Origin of the sequence: Chitinophaga sp. CB10 (assembly GCA_001870995.2) — a bacterium.
Classification (GTDB): Bacteria; Bacteroidota; Bacteroidia; order Chitinophagales; family Chitinophagaceae; genus Chitinophaga.
This window is the reverse complement of the sequence record MLAV02000009.1, coordinates 95013-110897: the sequence shown is the minus strand read 5'-3', so window position 1 is coordinate 110897 and position 15885 is coordinate 95013. Positions and strand designations below refer to the sequence as shown.

The 15885-nt window shown below is 50.3% G+C and carries 11 protein-coding genes; 5 read left to right on the top strand and 6 right to left on the bottom strand.

The window, feature by feature from the left end; genetic code table 11:
• The first annotated feature begins 331 nt into the window (after nucleotides 1–331).
• Entirely contained in the window at nucleotides 332–913 is a 582-nt protein-coding gene (locus BOC67_RS14470; protein WP_291911100.1) for a flavodoxin family protein, read from the top strand.
• Between the two features lie 117 nt (nucleotides 914–1030).
• Here the strand turns inward: BOC67_RS14470 and BOC67_RS14465 are convergent, their stop codons facing one another.
• The 6 genes from BOC67_RS14465 to BOC67_RS14440 form a co-directional block, all read right to left on the bottom strand.
• Nucleotides 1031–1438 carry a hypothetical protein gene (locus BOC67_RS14465; protein ID WP_291911098.1) on the bottom strand — a complete coding sequence of 136 codons (408 nt, stop codon included), beginning with the start codon at nucleotides 1436–1438 and terminating at the stop codon, nucleotides 1031–1033.
• Nucleotides 1439–1500: 62 nt separating this feature from the next.
• Nucleotides 1501–2292 (bottom strand): SPFH domain-containing protein, encoded by a 792-nt coding sequence (locus BOC67_RS14460; RefSeq protein WP_291911096.1) that lies wholly within the window; start codon nucleotides 2290–2292, stop codon nucleotides 1501–1503.
• Entirely contained in the window at nucleotides 2282–2485 is a 204-nt protein-coding gene (locus BOC67_RS14455) for a hypothetical protein (RefSeq protein WP_291911094.1), read from the bottom strand. Before BOC67_RS14455 ends, BOC67_RS14460 begins: the two co-directional genes overlap by 11 nt.
• 322 nt (nucleotides 2486–2807) lie before the next feature.
• Nucleotides 2808–4169, bottom strand: a complete 1362-nt coding sequence (locus BOC67_RS14450; RefSeq protein ID WP_291911092.1) for a RagB/SusD family nutrient uptake outer membrane protein — start codon at nucleotides 4167–4169, stop codon at nucleotides 2808–2810.
• 11 nt (nucleotides 4170–4180) lie between these two features.
• Nucleotides 4181–7630 carry a SusC/RagA family TonB-linked outer membrane protein gene (locus BOC67_RS14445; RefSeq protein WP_291911089.1) on the bottom strand — a complete coding sequence of 1150 codons (3450 nt, stop codon included), beginning with the start codon at nucleotides 7628–7630 and terminating at the stop codon, nucleotides 4181–4183.
• Between the two features lie 49 nt (nucleotides 7631–7679).
• Complete coding sequence (locus BOC67_RS14440; RefSeq protein ID WP_291911086.1) at nucleotides 7680–8657, bottom strand: FecR family protein; 978 nt, start codon at nucleotides 8655–8657, stop codon at nucleotides 7680–7682.
• 139 nt (nucleotides 8658–8796) lie between these two features.
• On the opposite strand from BOC67_RS14440, the gene BOC67_RS14435 reads away from it, so the two are divergent.
• The 4 genes from BOC67_RS14435 to BOC67_RS14420 all read left to right on the top strand — a co-directional run bounded on the left by BOC67_RS14435 (nucleotide 8797) and on the right by BOC67_RS14420 (nucleotide 15473).
• Nucleotides 8797–9378 carry an RNA polymerase sigma-70 factor gene (locus BOC67_RS14435; protein ID WP_291911084.1) on the top strand — a complete coding sequence of 194 codons (582 nt, stop codon included), beginning with the start codon at nucleotides 8797–8799 and terminating at the stop codon, nucleotides 9376–9378.
• Nucleotides 9379–9815: 437 nt separating this feature from the next.
• Entirely contained in the window at nucleotides 9816–10361 is a 546-nt protein-coding gene (locus tag BOC67_RS14430) for a hypothetical protein (protein ID WP_291911081.1), read from the top strand.
• A gap of 11 nt (nucleotides 10362–10372) precedes the next feature.
• Nucleotides 10373–10621, top strand: coding sequence for a hypothetical protein (locus BOC67_RS14425; RefSeq protein WP_291911079.1), 249 nt, complete (start codon nucleotides 10373–10375; stop codon nucleotides 10619–10621).
• A gap of 151 nt (nucleotides 10622–10772) precedes the next feature.
• Nucleotides 10773–15473, top strand: coding sequence for a DUF3320 domain-containing protein (locus tag BOC67_RS14420; protein ID WP_291911077.1), 4701 nt, complete (start codon nucleotides 10773–10775; stop codon nucleotides 15471–15473).
• Nucleotides 15474–15885 lie beyond the last annotated feature (412 nt).

Here is a 15885-nt window from a genome sequence, read left to right as displayed (position 1 = left end):
TAAAAGAAATAATTGAAAGGTTTCGGGGTAAATCCGGAACCTTTTTTTATGGCAGAAGGGTTAGTGGGAAGTTTACCCGGTTTGATGAGGTGGGTACACAGTGGGGAAAATGGGGGAATATGCAACCGGCGGTAAGAGGGTTGAACCTGTGTCGTATGCAGTTAAGAGATCAGTGATCATGTGTCAAACCCGTTGTATATATCTTTTCCAGGTGTTAGGAGGCCTGTACAACCTGGGTTAATTAATCCTGCTCATGCGCAGTAATTGCTGAATCAACCGCGACCATTTCCAATGGCATAATACTGGAACGGTTATGTAAAATGCATGACACATGAAAGCGGTAATTCTCCTGGGTACCTTAAAAAAATCCGGACTCTCCAATACGGCCACCCTGGCGGAGTTCTTCGCGGAGCGACTCAACAGGCACGGCGTCAGCACTGACATCATACACCTTGTGAATGAAAATATTGCTGCGGGAACGTACACGGACATGGGCAGCGGGGATGCCTGGCCTGCTGTTTTAGCCCGGGTGGAAGCAGCGTCTATCCTCATTTTTGCTACGCCAATCTGGTGGGGCAATCATTCCTCTGAAATACAAAAAGTAATTGAAAGGCTGGATCACCTGCATGATGAAATTCTGCAGGGCAAGCCATCAAGGCTGGAAGGCAAGGTGGCAGGAGTAATTATTACGGGCGACAGTGATGGCTCCCAGCATATTATCGGCAATATCTGTAATTTCTGCAATGCGATTGGGCTGCTGGTACCGCCGTATGCAAGTTTGGCGGTGCAATGGTCAGAGCAGGCGAAGGATAAGCATCCTACCCGCGAAATGCTGATGGAGAAGTATCATAGTGAATATGGTAAAACTGCGGATACGATGGTATCGCAATTGTTGAAATATGCGGGTAAATAGCCTTTCCGGGGTTTGTGGAGAGGTAAATCTGGGAGTTTAAAGAGCAGTCTTTACTGACAGGTATAACAGGCTGTTTAAATAGAAAAGCCTTTCCTGGCTTTCCGGAAAGGCTCTTTTTTAATCGTCGTTTTTGTCGATACTGTAATCGTTGTTTTCTTCATCCTCTGCGCCGGTGGCTTCTTCTTCATCATCCGCTTCGCTGCCGGGCACATCAAGGGATTCGTCTTCATTGAGCGGGTCCCCGTCTTCATCGCGCTGATCGACTTCTGCTTCGTGCATACGGGTTTCGTCTTCGTAAGCAGGGTCCTCGTTGGCGGCTTCGTCCAGCAGGCGGCGTTCGGTATCGCTGACATTGCTGTCGTCGCTTAAATCCGTGTCAGGGTCATCATCGAGTACGCCTTCGCCTTCTTCATCAGCGGAGGAAGGTGTATCGGGCCCCAGCTTTTCTACTTTAAAATTTTCCTGGCCTGGAATATCACTGACATCAGGCAGATCCATTTTGATAACTTTAGGTTCCTTTTTCATGGCAGACTTTTTCGGAAACAGTGGAAATAATCATGCCATGAGAAGACCGTACTCACTTCTTATCAGGGGACATTCTTGAACATTACGGGCGCTGCGCCATACAACGGCGTTTTACCATCCCATTTTTCTATAAACTGTTGCTGGATCAGCAATGGCGTCAGGGATTGTTGCCTTAACAGGTTCGCTTTTGCTTCTGCTTCAGCCTGTACGATCAGCTTCTTGGCATTAGCTTCCGTAACGCGCAATTCGTTTTCCGCACGGATTGCCTGCTGTACGGCACTGTTCTTCTGATCAATCGCCTGCGTGATACTTTCGGGATATTGCAGGCCGGAAGTCAGCTGCTCCAGGGTAAACCCTTCTTTCATCAGTTCATCAGACAGTTGCTTCTGCACGGCATTTTCAAAACCTTCGCGGTTGCTGATCATGCTATCGGTAGTATAACGGTTGAACTGAATACGAAAAGCATCTTTCACGTAGTTGTACAGGGTGGTCTTTGTAATTTCGCCGATGCCTTTGCGGTATTTGCGGAAGATCTCCGGCGATTTTCCGGCGATTACCCGGAAGGAGATGGTTGGGTCCACATGGAATACGCTACCATCTTTCGCATTCACAGTAAACGGTTCGTAATCCGCCGTCTGTACGAAGATGGGGAATTCATAAATGTTTTCAGTGAAAGGATTGTACCATACCCGGCCTGTAACCAGCGATACGTCCTGCACGCCCTTATCGGAGCCATAGAGCTTTACGCGGATGCCTTCATGGCCGGCATCAATCCTGGTGCAGGAAAAGAAGAAAACGATAAACAGCAGTACTAAAACGGATAGCGTGATAATTGACTTGGAATTAATCTTCATTATTAAACCGGTTTATAAGTTTATAGAGAATAAATAGATTCAGGCCGCCCAGGGTGAGTAACAGCAGCACGCCGGCTAATACCGCATTATCGGATGGCGCGGAAATGAGATGGGCGATGAAAGTCCATGCGTAGATATCTGCGATAAGGAGGGTGATAGTTGCTACTGCTGGTATATAGTTTTTAATGTTCATTCAGTTGGATAAGTTGGTGATGGTATTGCCGGTGGTTGGTTAAATGGGTATAGGTGCGGCAATGCAAAAACATTGAATATCATTTTCCTGAATTAAAGTTAGTATTATTTTTTAATAATTAGAAAAGCCGGGTTGTTGATGCGGGGTTGGCCTTGCGCGAAGATGGGTAAATGCTATGGGATCAGGTGAGGAATAACAGCATGGGTTATACGTCGCAATAAATTTATCAAGGCTAACAAACTGCTTCTACAACGCGGGGGGCAACAAGATAACCGTTAAGTGGCAAACCAATTATTTCGCCACTTAACGGTCCATACAATTATTAACGCTCATTCAGCGGCATATCAGGGTTAAATGCAAGTACGCTAATCGGAATCTGGATGACATATTTAGGTGAATGTGGCGGCAAGGTGGCGATTGCAGCATCGTTTGCAGTCGTTCTTGTAACTGCCGGCATTCTTCCTTCCGCATCCAGGCGGCGCATATCAAACCAGCGGAATCCTCTGTAGGCCAGCTCCCAGCCGCGTTCGCGGATGACCCAATTCAGCACTTCTCCGGAGTCCTGTGAACTCAAAGCCTTATAGGACGACTTACGGATACGGCATATACGAATTTCGTTGAGTTGTTTCAAAGCCTCTGTGGTATTGCCCTGGCGGGCTGCGCATTCTGCCAAAATCAATTTCATCTCTTCTACGCTGGTACCGTAGGACGGCACAGCGCCACTAGGCGAAAAGGAAGTAACGCCGCGGGTTTTGAATTGCAGGTCGCCCAGGTTGTCATATAGGTAACGGAGGCGTAAATCCGCCGTATCAAAGGACTGCAGGAAGCTTACCGTCGGGAATTCCCTCGTGGAGGCCGAGGTGGAATACCGGCCATAGATTTCATAACTGCGGATGGCAAAGGGCGGCAGGTTCTTTCTGTCGCTGATGGTATTGTAGTCGAACAGCCTGGAGGTGCTTTCATTCAGCGCTTCCGTCGCGTATTTGGCCGCTTCGGTGTAATTACCCATATACAGGTATGTTCTGGCCAGTACGCTCACCGCGGCCTGTTTGCTTCCGCGGAAACGATTGGTGGCGTTGTTAGGCAGCAAACCGGGTATTGCCGCTTTGATATTGTTGATAATCGTGTCATATACTGCCTGTACCGTTGCGCGTGGCGGCGTGGCCGCTGAAATATCCGTACTGCTGATGATGGGTACGGCAAGGTCTTTCCCGGCAGTATTGCTGTTATATACTTTCCCGTAGAGGTTCACCAGGTAGAGGTATTCGAAGGACCTTCCCAACAGTGCTTCTGCCTTGATGCGTTTTTTATCCGCCTCCGTGCCGTTTACTGCCTGGTCAATGCCGTTGATTACCGCGTTGAAACGGTAGATATTTGCGTAGTGCTTACCCCAAAAGACCGGCGCTATTTTGATGTCGGAAGTATATTGATCAGTCCAGAGGTAAATCAGGTCTTCCTGGACGGTGGCCGGCTGTGGAATAGCCGGGATGTCCACATTGTCGGCCAGCAGGTTCAGCTCCCTGGCGCCGCTGGCAGTCAGCGTTTGCCCGTTCAGAAACAGATCGTAGTCGTTGACAGTAGTCAGGATAACTTTGCCCTTGGGCGCTACATCGAGGTATTTGTTGCAGGATGTGGCAGCCAGCAGGAAGGCAACCATTCCGGTGATGATATATTTTTTATTCATGTGAGTTGCAGTTAGAAGTTGGTAAATAAGCCGATGGTGTAGGTAGGCACCAGGAACCTTCTTGCGTAGGAGCCGGTGGCAACGCTGTAATTATAACTGTTCAGCCCCAGGGTTGTAATATTGGACGCTTGCGCCTTGATTTCAAAATTCGTAAACCCGGCCTGCCGGATACCTTTCAGATTGCGGAGGTTATAGGAGATGGTAATATCTCGTAATACGAGGTATGCGCCACTCACTACATTCTTATCTGCATAATTATAAACATAAGTATGGTAAGAATTATATAACCAGTAGGGGTAAAGGCCCATGATGTCCGTTTTGGCTTCGTCTCCTTTTACACGGAAATAGTTTTCCGCGCCTGCCAGCGGGCGGTAGTCATACACGGAAGGCGCCGGGATCCTCGTTTTGAATCCTCCGTAATAATCAATCATACAATAGAAATAGAAATTGCCAATATCGATCCGGTTACTGATGCCACCGTTGATGCTGGGGATACTGTTGCCATTGTAAGTGAGGTCCTTCAGGCCCTGGTCGGCCGTACCGAAGCCCGGCGACTTCACCTTACCGTTCACGTCGTACATCAGGGGCAGGCCTGCTGTATCCAACCCTGCATAGCGGTAGCTGAACATGGCGCCCACCGGGTAACCTACGATATAATTGTTGGTGAGGTATAGGTAAGATTGCAAGGTATTATTTACATATAGCGACACGACCTTGTTGGTGTTTCTCGCCAGGATAATGCCGGTATTCCAGTTGAATCTTTTACGGCTGATCCAGTCGGCATTCAGGCTCAGCTCCAAACCATTGTTCTGGATAGATGCAGCGTTTAAAGTAGCGCTGCTGGCGCCTTTGGTAGGGTCTATCTGGGAAGCTGCGAGGAGGTCCTTACTTTTCCTGTTATAGTAATCGATGTTACCGTTGATGCGGCCAAACAGCCGGAAGTCCAGCCCGGCATTGAAGTTGGCCGTTTCTTCCCAGCGCAGGGCTTTATTTTCCATGGAGGATAATTCCAGGGAGGTCGACGATGGGTAGGTCCGCAGGTTGGTGGCAAAAGCTGCTACTATCTGCGGAATGCTGGCCTTGGAGGTATTACCGTTGATGCCATAGGCTACCCGCAATTTCAGTTGATCCAGCCAGCTTGCGTCCTGCAGGAAGTTCTCCTGGTCTATATTCCAGCCTGCGCCGAGCGACCATAACGGCTTGTAGCGATATTTGGGATCGGTGCCGAAGAGGTTGGACTGATCCACGCGCAAGCTGCCGGACAGGGAATATTTGCTGCGATAGGAGTAGATGCCGTTGAAGTAACCGCTGATATAGCGGTCATCGGCGTACGTACGGCCGAAAAGATTGCTGAAAGTCAACCCAGGGTTGCCGGAAGCATATTTTGACAGCCAGGAGCCGGTAAGTATCTTATTGAAATCAACCGGTTGCTGCAGCAGGGTTTGGTCGTTATAACCAAAGGTGCTGCTGGTGGCGCTTTCGCTGGTTACCTTCCTGATCTCCGCGCCGGCTATCAGGTTCAGGGAATGCTGTTGCTGAAAGATCCTGTTGTAGTCCAATTGGGCACGCAGGGTATAGTTGATACTGGAAATACTTTTTTTGTTGATGTAACCGCCTTTAGGTACGTTAAACAGGAGCCCGTTTGCATTGCTTTCTGCATACCTGTTCACATACTGCCGCGCTTCGGACGATTTCTCGCTGGCATAATGTTTCAACCTGGCGGTAGAATTTTCGTATATCCCGCCGAACCGCAGGTTCAGCCCCTTGGTAATTTTATAGTTGAAATTGGCGATAATCTTATTATTGAGGGTCCGGTTGATGTCACTGATCTCGTTGATGTTTACCAGCGGGTAGTTCATGTTGTCATACAGTCCGCGCTGGATATTGAGCTGGTTGAACACCGGGTTCATATTGGAACCGGTGAATATAGCGGCCGGATTGCCGAGTGAATCGGTAAACCGTTCGTAGCCGTAAAGCGACTTGATATCCGGCACAGGGGCCAGATTGGCTTTGGTTTCGAGGTAGTCCGTCGTCAGTTCCAGGGAGAGTTTTTTATTGAATTTATACGTGCCTCTGGCAGAGAGCAGGAACTGGTGATTGATGTTATTAACGGTATTCCGGCGATTGTTCATGTAATTGGCAGAGATGTAATAGGTAGCGCGCTCCGTACCGCCGGACATATTCACATCGTATTGCTGATTCACAGCTGTGCGGAGGAAAAGGCGGCTGTAGTCGGCCGCATTATCGTAGGCGGCCAGGGCGGCGAACCGTTGTTCCAGTTGCTGCTCGGTGATGCGTCCTGCTTTTTTATCCAGGAGGATTTCAAAACCAGGCTGGTACACGCTTGGATTGTTTTCGTAGTTGGACCAGTCTACCGGCAGGTCCGCCCCGTCTTTATAGGAATCCCGGAGGTAGTTTAGCTTGGCGGAATTAGGCGCATAACGGTATGTGCTATACTGTTCCTTCGGGGTAATGCCCAGGGTGGTGCGGAAGGCCAGTTTGGTTTTACCTACTTCCGCCTGTTTCCTTTCAATGATGATCACGCCGTTGGACGCCCGTACGCCATATATGGTGGCGGATGCTGCATCTTTCAGCACGGTTACGGATTTGATTTCGTTTGGGTTAATGGCGCTGAGCGACAGTTCGGTAGGGTAACCATCCACCACGATCAGCGGTTGCTTGTTGGCCGAGATGGTGGATAGTCCGCGGATCTGGAACAGGGAGTTGTCTTCAAATTTCAGGTCCGTGTTGATCAGCAGGCCGGGTAATTTATTTTGAATGCCGGAAAGAAAGTCAGTGCTGATACGGGATTCATATTCTTTGGTACTGATGGAGGCAATGGCGCCGGTGCTTTGCTCGGGCCTTATGCGTTGGTAGGCGGTCGTTACCTCTACTGTATTCAGGTTTTTTCCGGGAGATGTGAGTATCACGGGGTGACCGTTTGCGAGGTCTTTCGCCATTATCGTACGGGGGTCAAAGCCGATTAAAGAAAACCTTACTGGAGCGTCTGCAGGCAGATCGGGGAGCAAAAAGCTGCCGTCTTCACTGGTGATAACGCCTTTCTTCCCGCTGGCCACGCTCACGTAGGGGAGCGGTGCATTCATCTCATTACGTACCACGCCCTGCACCGTAATGGTTTGGGCAGGGGCTGCGTTGGCGGCTGGCTTTTTAAATACGACGATGGTGGTATTTACCAATTTGAATTCCAGGCCGGTGTGCAGCAGCGCTTTGCCGATGGCGTCCGCAACGCTGCAATTACGGCATTCGATGGATACGTCCTGGAAGGCGGCTACTTCCTCGGCGGGGAAGGAAATCTTACATTCCGCCTGCTTGCCGATGTTTTGTAAAATGGCGGACAGTGGTTTGCGTTGCAGGGATATACTCACTGTTTTTGTCAGAACCTGTGCTGATGCTGCCATCATTTGCAGGATCAGTAATAGCAATAGGAATACGCTCCTCATAATAAGGTAATGTTTGGTTGATTTTATATGTGCTGTGAAAACTTTTCTGCTACAATGTTATGGTCACTGTTTGTGCTGCCACGGTGTACTGGTAGCCAAGTGTGGCACAAATGATATCCAGAATTTCGTTTAATGATTCGGTGCCGGCAAAGGCATCTGTTATCGTTACTTTTTTCTCACTGTTTACTTTCGGATCGATGTTAATTTTTACCTGGTACCTTTCTGCCAGTTTTTGGCAGATGGCGCCGAGGGTAATGTCATTGAAATATAATTCCCTTGAAATCCACGCTACCTGTGCGTTGGCAACGTTTTCCAGTTTTACCGGTACCTGTGCGGGAGTATGGGTGTTAAGGACCTGGTTTTTAGTAAGTACTGCCAGTTCCTTGTTATTGTTGGTAACTCTCACCTTACCGCTGGTTACGGCGATGGAAACCATGCTGCCGTTTTTGTCCGTGCGGATGTTGAAAGAAGTGCCCAGTACCTGGGTGCGAATATTCCCGGTACGGATAATAAACGGTTTTGCCGGGTTGGCCTTGATTTCAAAATAGCTTTCCCCGTTAAGGCTTACCTGCCGGCGGTTACCTTCAAAGTCAGACTCCATTTGCAGGGTGCTGCCGGCCTTTAATAACACCACGCTGCTGTCGGGCAGGGTGATGTGCCGGTCGTATGCAGTGGCTTCGCTGATGGGTACGGCCGGCGTCGTAGCGGCGACGGGCCCATGGATGTTGGTAGCGGGGGGAGTAACAATGGATGGTTTATACAGTATGACAGCCAGCGCGGCGATGGCCGCTGCTGTGGCCAGTGATATTTTGATGATGCGCAGGTAGCGGCGTTTGGGAGGATTTTTCAGGTCGTTGAATTCCCGGAGGCGGTCCTGCAGGTACGCCGGCGCATGCGGGTCCCAATCCGGCGCCGGGGCATGGTTGCCCAGTTGCTCGTACCACTGTTGCAATTTGGCTGATTCTTCGGCAGTTTGCTGGTTGGCGGCGTGCTTGTCCAACAGTTCCTGCAACTCTTTTTTAGTCATTTAGTTGGTAAGTTCTTTGCTTCGAACATATATATGACGAATGAAAACGGCCTGACCGTTACTCCTGCCGGAAAAAAATCTTCCTGTTTTGCTATTCTGTGATTTGGCCTATATTTACGGCCCGTCATGTGGCCAAATATTGATCCATCTGCAACAACATACTGACCAACAATTGCTCTCGCTATGGATAAGCGGCGATGAAAAGGCGTTTGAGGAAATCTACAAACGTTATTTTCCTGTGCTGGTAAGTGTTGCCTGGCAAAAATCAGGGGACCGGTTTATTGCGGAGGAGGTGGTGCAGGAGTGTATGCTGGCTTTCTATCATCGCAGGGGGGCCGGTATAGCCAATGTAGGCGCTTACCTGCAGGTTATATTACGTAATAAGTTATATGATTATTTCAGGAAGACGTTAATCATGCAGCAGCATGTGGCTTCGGCCGGGGAGCGGGTGGCGCAGGTGGACGATCCGTATCAGCGTTTGTTCCAGGAAGAGCTGATGGCGGGGATACGTAAAAGTATTAATCTGTTACCAGAGCAATGCCGAAAGGTATTTTTGCTGAGCAGGGAGGAGCATTTAAGTAATCAGGAGATTGCGGTGCGGCTGGGGATATCTGTAAATACGGTGGAGCAGCATATGCGCAAGGCATTGCGGAGGTTACGGCAGGAGTTGCCGCCGGCTGTGGTAGTGTTTTTGTTGATGGCGTTTTATTATGTGAGGTAATGGTTATATAACTAAGTGGCTGTACTATTGAATTTCATATCTCCGATATAGTATTACTGGCGGCTGCTATACTATTTTTTTCTAACGTTTTTTTATTGGTGATTGGTTCGGACCTGCGACTGAATGCATCAATCCATGGTATGTATTTTACAAACTATTTTAATGCCAGGTATTCGCAGGCGCCTTATTCCCCAGTTCTACTTTCCCGGATGATACATTTACCGAAAGCCCTGTTGCTGGCAGGGCTGTAGGAAATCGAACTCCTCTCTAAACCCAACCTGGTAAAGCTTCTTGCCCGCTCATTCGTTGAATGAACAGCGATTCCTCCCCTCAACGAATGAGAATGAACAGATCATTTTTCAACGAATGAGAATGAACAGCCGAGATTTGTTAGAACTACTTACATTTGATTTCAACCATTGTTAAAATTAACCTTTATGAAATCATTTTTAGATAATGATTTTCTCATCGAACTGAACGAGAAAAGATGCGCGGAGTATGCATCGTTAGCCTATCAGATGGCTTCGCGGTTTAGTATGTTGTTTGTTTTTTATTCCTTCGTCCTGGCGGGAGCCATACCGGTACTGAGGCTGTTACTGAAGCAATTGTTATATGGAAGGAGTATTGACTACCCACTGGGTATAGGATTTTTGGCTTTCGGCATTATGCTGGCCGGGTCCATTGCTTATGCCCTGCCCTTGATTGATTCGGAGGAACCCGGTATTCTGAAGCTGCCCAGGTATTATTATCGTGAAGCAAGGGATTTCCTCTGCATCCTTACACCGGGGAATGAAATTACCCTGGCCGATAAAATGAACGAGCAGTTGAAATTACTCTACAATAAAGACCTGGAGGCCTTGGCATCGGAAAGGTATAGACGCGCTGTTTTCCTGGAATCATGTTTCAAGCAGAGTGTTTATTATGCTGTATCAGCCTTTGCGATTTTTACAATTGTATTTAGCAACTATTTATTGCACTACTAAAATATACCATTATGTATAAAGCAATTCAGCGGTTTTTCCAGAAACGTTACATTCGGAAATGGCAGAAGTATTATGCCAGTATTGACAAGAAGGGAGAGTTTATCAGGGATATGACAGAAATTTTTGGAAGTGAGGAAATAGCCCGTGAAATGGCAGACCGCCTTCCTCCTGTTATGGTAAACTTTAGCAAAGGGGTGGAGTTTCCGATGTGGGAGCCCGTCAAAAGGCCATCGGATGGCCTTGGTCCGGCCTGTCGTTAATACAAAACGGCTACCGGTGGTACGAATTCCGTAGTTCCGCCATATAGGGTAAGGTCTAAAGCCTGTTTAAAATTCCTGATGCAGCATACTGTAAGTCTATGCTTCCCCGTTTTAGGAAATAAACCTAAATTTACAGTTTCTCACTGCTGTTATGATCGGATCCATTTTAAGCAGGCTGGAAGCCTCCCGCAAGGAACTGCTGGACCTCGGCCTTAGAAATCCCCTGCTGAACTATAAGTTACCCACCGGCAAAGGACTGCATATTGTGCAGGAGCAGTCTGCCGCTGTTTATAACATTCTCGTTCGGGAGAACAGGACAATGACCTTCGCCGGCAAAACTGCCGCCGAGGCAGCGCGTACCCACGAACTGCCACTGGAAACGCCTTTGAAAGGCACTAACGGGAATGCGCCTGCGGTGGCTGCGGCGCCTTCTTCAACCGCGAAGGATCCCATTACGGATACCAAGCTGCAAACCAACGAAAATAACGTTACCCTTCAGCATAAGCTCCTGCAAACCTATTACGCAGCCCGTACCAGCGTGGAGGAGCAAGGGGTGAATATCCTCTACCTCTCACTCGGGATGCTGCAATGGTACGAATCAGACAGCAGCCAGGAAGCGCGGCTGGCGCCACTGATCCTTGTACCGGTGCTGCTGGATCGCAGTAATGTGGGGGATCGTTTCAAGCTGAAATATACCCTGGAAGAGGTGGGAGAGAATATTTCCCTGCAGGCGAAAATGAAGATGGAATTCAATATCCATATTCCGGAGCTGCCGGACCAGGAGGATGTGGATATCAACGAATACTTTGCCGGGGTAGAAGCGGCCATCAAGGGATTCGATCGCTGGAAAGTGATTCCTGATGCCATAGAACTGGGATTCTTCTCCTTCGGAAAGTTCATGATATATAATGACCTGGACAGCGCCAACTGGCCAGCCGGTCAGAAGCCGGAAGAGCACCCGCTGATTGCAAGCCTGTTCGGAAACGGTTTTCAGGACGCTGGTCCCGACGTGCCGGAAGATGCGTTTATCGACCGGGATACCAACGCGGCTGAACTGTTCCAGGTGGTGGATGCGGACAGCTCCCAGATCATGGCTATGCTGGCCGTACAACAGGGGCGTAACCTGGTGATACAGGGGCCTCCGGGTACCGGCAAGTCCCAGACCATCACCAATATCATCGCAGACGCCATCGGCAGGGGAAAGAAAGTGCTGTTCGTTGCGGAAAAACTGGCGGCCCTGGAAGTGGTAAAGCGCAGACTGGATAATATCTACCTCGGAGAAGCCTGCCTGGAATTGCACAGCCATAAAGCTAACAAGAAGGCGCTGCACCAGGAGCTCCGGCGCGTGATGGACCTTGGCAAGCCCGCTGCCTCCAAACTACAGGAGGAACTGCACCTGCTGGAAGCAACCCGTGAGGAGCTAAACGATTACTGCATTGCCATAAACAGCGACATTCAAAACAGCAGCCTCACGCCGCAGCAAATCATCGGTCACCTGCTGCAATTGCGCCAGGAAACGGCAGGGGTTACCCTGCCCCGGATTGCCGTTCCGGATATCCATAACTGGGACGCCTATACGGCCGGTAAGGCTATTGCCCTGGCGGAGCGAATGCAGGCTTGTTTGCGTATGACGGGCGTGCCTGCCACCGCTGTGTTCCGCGGCTCTATGCTGACCAGTCTCCTGCCGCACGAGCAGGAACGCGTTAAAAACTTACTGGAGGAAGCAGTGGGTACTATACAGCGCTTGCAGGCGCGCGCCTTGGAAACTGCCTCCTGGTTGCAACTGCCTGCGCCGGAAACGATGGCGGCGGTTAGGGACCTGATCGCAATTTGCGGGGTGATTGCCGCGCAGCCGGACATACGGGAAATGAATATCAGCCATCCGGGATGGTTGCGTCAATTCCAACTTATTAAAGAAGTATTATCCGCGGGAGAGCAGGCAGCTGCTCTCCGGGAACAATATAAACAGATCCTGATTCCCGAAGCATGGGAGCAGGACCTGTTACAGGTTCGCCAGGATCTGCTGGCACACGGGGAAAAGTGGTATAAGTTCCTGATTGGCTCCTGGCGCCGAAGTAAACAACAGCTGGCAGCACTGTGCCTGCAGGGATTACCGGATGATAACGCCACCCGCCTTCAATACGTGGATGATGTGATGGCTTATCGCCGCTTTGAGGCAATGCTCAGGGAGAATGCGGCCCTGACCGATGGCCTCTTTGCTACCCGCTGGGAAAAGCTGCACAGTGATTGGCCGGTACTGAACACGGCTACAAACTGGCTGCAGCAATTGCACCAGCAAATACAACAGGGAACAACACCCGCCGTGGTGCTCGACTGCCTGCAGCGCGGCGCCGATCCGGCAAAAGCAGGAGTGGAAGCCGGGGAGCTGCAACGGCAACTGGCCGTTGCCATGGAACAATTGCAGGCTGTCCTGCAGGCATTGCAAATGGATGAAAGCAAACGCCTGCCACTGCCCGCATTGCAGGAGCAGACTTTCAGCTCCCAACAGGAAACATTACAGGTGTGGCTGTCGCATCTGCCGGAGATAACCCATACGATTGCCTGGAATAATATTTCCGCTACGGCTGCAAGCGAGCAGCTGCAATGCCTTACTGATGCAGGCATGCATTGGCCGGAAGCCGGGCAGTGGCTAAAGGCCGCCCTGCTGAAAAGCTGGTATGAACACCTCCTGGAAGCAGCTGTACGGCAATATCCGGAGTTGCGGAAATTTAACAGGTCCAGCCACGAAGAGCTGATCCGGCAGTTCCAGCGCCTGGATACCCTGCAGCTACAGTATAACCGGGTGCGCGCCGCATTGCAGCACTGGGAGCAAATGCCGAAGACCGAGGCCGGCGGACAGGTGAACATACTGAAAACGGAATTCAATAAGAAAGCCAGGCATATGCCGGTGCGTAAGCTGATGCAGGCCGCTGGCTGGGCTATCCAGGCTATTAAGCCGGTATTCATGATGAGCCCCATGTCCATTGCGAACTTCCTGCCGCCGGAATCAGTGGAGTTTGACCTGGTGATTTTCGATGAAGCGAGCCAGGTGAGGCCGGTGGACGCGTTGGGCGCCATTATGCGGGGTAAACAATTGGTTGTAGTAGGGGATACACGACAGCTGCCGCCTACCAGCTTCTTTGATACGCTGACCAAAGAAATCGATGACGAGGAAAATGTGACGGCGGATATGCAAAGCATACTCGGGCTCTGCGACGCCCAGGGCGCTCCGCAAAGGATGCTCCGTTGGCATTACCGTAGCCGGCACGAATCCCTGATCACGCTTTCCAACCACGAATTCTACGATAATAAGCTGGTGATATTCCCGGGCCCCGGCTCCAGAGAACAGGCCGGACTGGTATTTCACCATCTGCCGGATACGGCGTACGACCGCGGCAAGACCCGGACGAACCCGAAAGAGGCAGCGCGTGTAGCCGATGCCGTTATTGCACATGCGAAATTGTTTCCACACCAAAGCCTGGGAGTGGTAGCCTTCAGTACCAGTCAGCGCGAAGCCATCAGCGATGCGCTGGAGGTGCGCCGGAAAGCAAATCCTGAACTGGAAAGCTTCTTTACCAGTCACCACGATGAGCCTTTCTTCGTTAAGAACCTGGAAAACGTGCAGGGCGACGAGCGGGATGTAATTTATATCTCTATCGGTTACGGCCGTACGGAGGAAGGATATGTGGCCATGTCGTTCGGACCGCTGAACAACGAAGGCGGGGAGCGCCGGCTGAACGTACTTATCACCCGTGCGAAGCTGCGCTGTGAAGTGTTTACTAATATCACTGCAGACGATATCGATGAAAATCGCACTCAGAGCTATGGCATCCGCGCGTTGAAAAGTTTCCTATACTACGCGCAGCATGGCAAGCTTAACTATACAGAAGAAACCGGCCTGCCGGCGGCCAGTCCTTTTGAGGAAAACGTAGCCGCTGCGCTTACCGCCAGGGGTTATACGGTGCGTAAACAGGTAGGCGCCAAAGGGTTCTATATAGATATGGCTGTAGTGGATCCGGATTATCCTGGCAGGTACCTGCTGGGGATAGAGTGTGACGGAGCAGCGTATCATTCCGCACGATCTGCGCGCGACAGGGATCGCTTACGTCAGCAGGTCCTGGAAGGCATGGGATGGAAGATTCACCGCATATGGAGTACGGATTGGTTCCATCATCCGGAAGCGGAGTTGGAGCGACTCATCGCTGCAATCGAAGCGGCGAAGCATGCCCACCAGGAAGCAGATAAGGTGGACCTGATCACCGCCGAAGAAATGGCCATGGAGCGTACCGCTGTAGAAGCGACGGAAGAAAAAGCGGCGCCTTACCGGATAGCAACGCTGCCGGATGAAATCCGCAACCAGGAACTTCATCAGGCGCCCATAGGACAGCTTTGCAGTTGGATACAGCAGGTGGTGGAAGTGGAAAGCCCCGTGCATTTTGATGAGCTGGCGCGCCGCATGGTGGAAGCAGCGGGCGTTACACGGGTAGGGCCGCGACTCCGGGAAGTGCTGCGCCACGCAGTACGGCATGCCGATGCCGGAAAGCGTATCCGGATAAAAGGCCAGTTCCTCTGGCATGTGGACCTCCCTACTCCGTTGGTACGTGACCGTAGTGAGTTGCCTGCATCTGCCCGGAAAGTAAATTATATCGCCGTGGAGGAAATGGGGGTAGCGCTGGAAAAAGTGGTGAAAGACGCTGTGGCAATACAGCCGGAGGCCGCCGTACCTTTTATGGCTAAGATGTTTGGTTTCAGCCGGGTGACGGAGGAGATGAGGGCGGAATTCCTGAAAGGGATTGCGGTTAATGTGGAGAATAAGGTGGTGCAGATGGAAGGGGATTATTTGAAGGTTTAGAATATGGTTGGAAGCTTGGAATAAGGTGCGCGGTTAGCAGGAGATGATATGAAAGCTTAGAATAAGATGGTTCAGATGGTAAGGGATTATTTGAAGAAAGCTTTGAATCAGGTGATCCAGGTAGGAGATTATTGGAAAGCGTAGAATAAGATGGTTCAGATGGTAGGGGATTATTTGAAGAAAGCTTTGAATCAGGTGATCCAGATAGGAGATTATTGGAAAGCGTAGAATAAGATGGTTCAGATGGTAGGGGATTATTTGGAGAAAGCTTTGAATAAGGTGATCCAGATAGGAGATTATTGAACGCATAAAAATAAGGTGTACGAAAGCAGGGAACTGTTGACAGCCCTAAATGGTATCATAAAATAATAGTCTATAGAAGGGCTAATATACAGAACGCGGCGCCGGCGAA

What these genes read in the sequence shown, in the direction of transcription:
- BOC67_RS14470 (WP_291911100.1), top strand. Translation starts at nt 332, where the DNA reads ATGAAAGCGGTAATTCTCCTGGGTACCTTAAAAAAATCCGGACTCTCC.
- BOC67_RS14465 (WP_291911098.1), bottom strand. Translation starts at nt 1,438, where the DNA reads ATGAAAAAGGAACCTAAAGTTATCAAAATGGATCTGCCTGATGTCAGT.
- BOC67_RS14460 (WP_291911096.1), bottom strand. Translation starts at nt 2,292, where the DNA reads ATGAAGATTAATTCCAAGTCAATTATCACGCTATCCGTTTTAGTACTG.
- BOC67_RS14455 (WP_291911094.1), bottom strand. Translation starts at nt 2,485, where the DNA reads ATGAACATTAAAAACTATATACCAGCAGTAGCAACTATCACCCTCCTT.
- BOC67_RS14450 (WP_291911092.1), bottom strand. Translation starts at nt 4,169, where the DNA reads ATGAATAAAAAATATATCATCACCGGAATGGTTGCCTTCCTGCTGGCT.
- BOC67_RS14445 (WP_291911089.1), bottom strand. Translation starts at nt 7,630, where the DNA reads ATGAGGAGCGTATTCCTATTGCTATTACTGATCCTGCAAATGATGGCA.
- BOC67_RS14440 (WP_291911086.1), bottom strand. Translation starts at nt 8,657, where the DNA reads ATGACTAAAAAAGAGTTGCAGGAACTGTTGGACAAGCACGCCGCCAAC.
- BOC67_RS14430 (WP_291911081.1), top strand. Translation starts at nt 9,816, where the DNA reads ATGAAATCATTTTTAGATAATGATTTTCTCATCGAACTGAACGAGAAA.
- BOC67_RS14425 (WP_291911079.1), top strand. Translation starts at nt 10,373, where the DNA reads ATGTATAAAGCAATTCAGCGGTTTTTCCAGAAACGTTACATTCGGAAA.
- BOC67_RS14420 (WP_291911077.1), top strand. Translation starts at nt 10,773, where the DNA reads ATGATCGGATCCATTTTAAGCAGGCTGGAAGCCTCCCGCAAGGAACTG.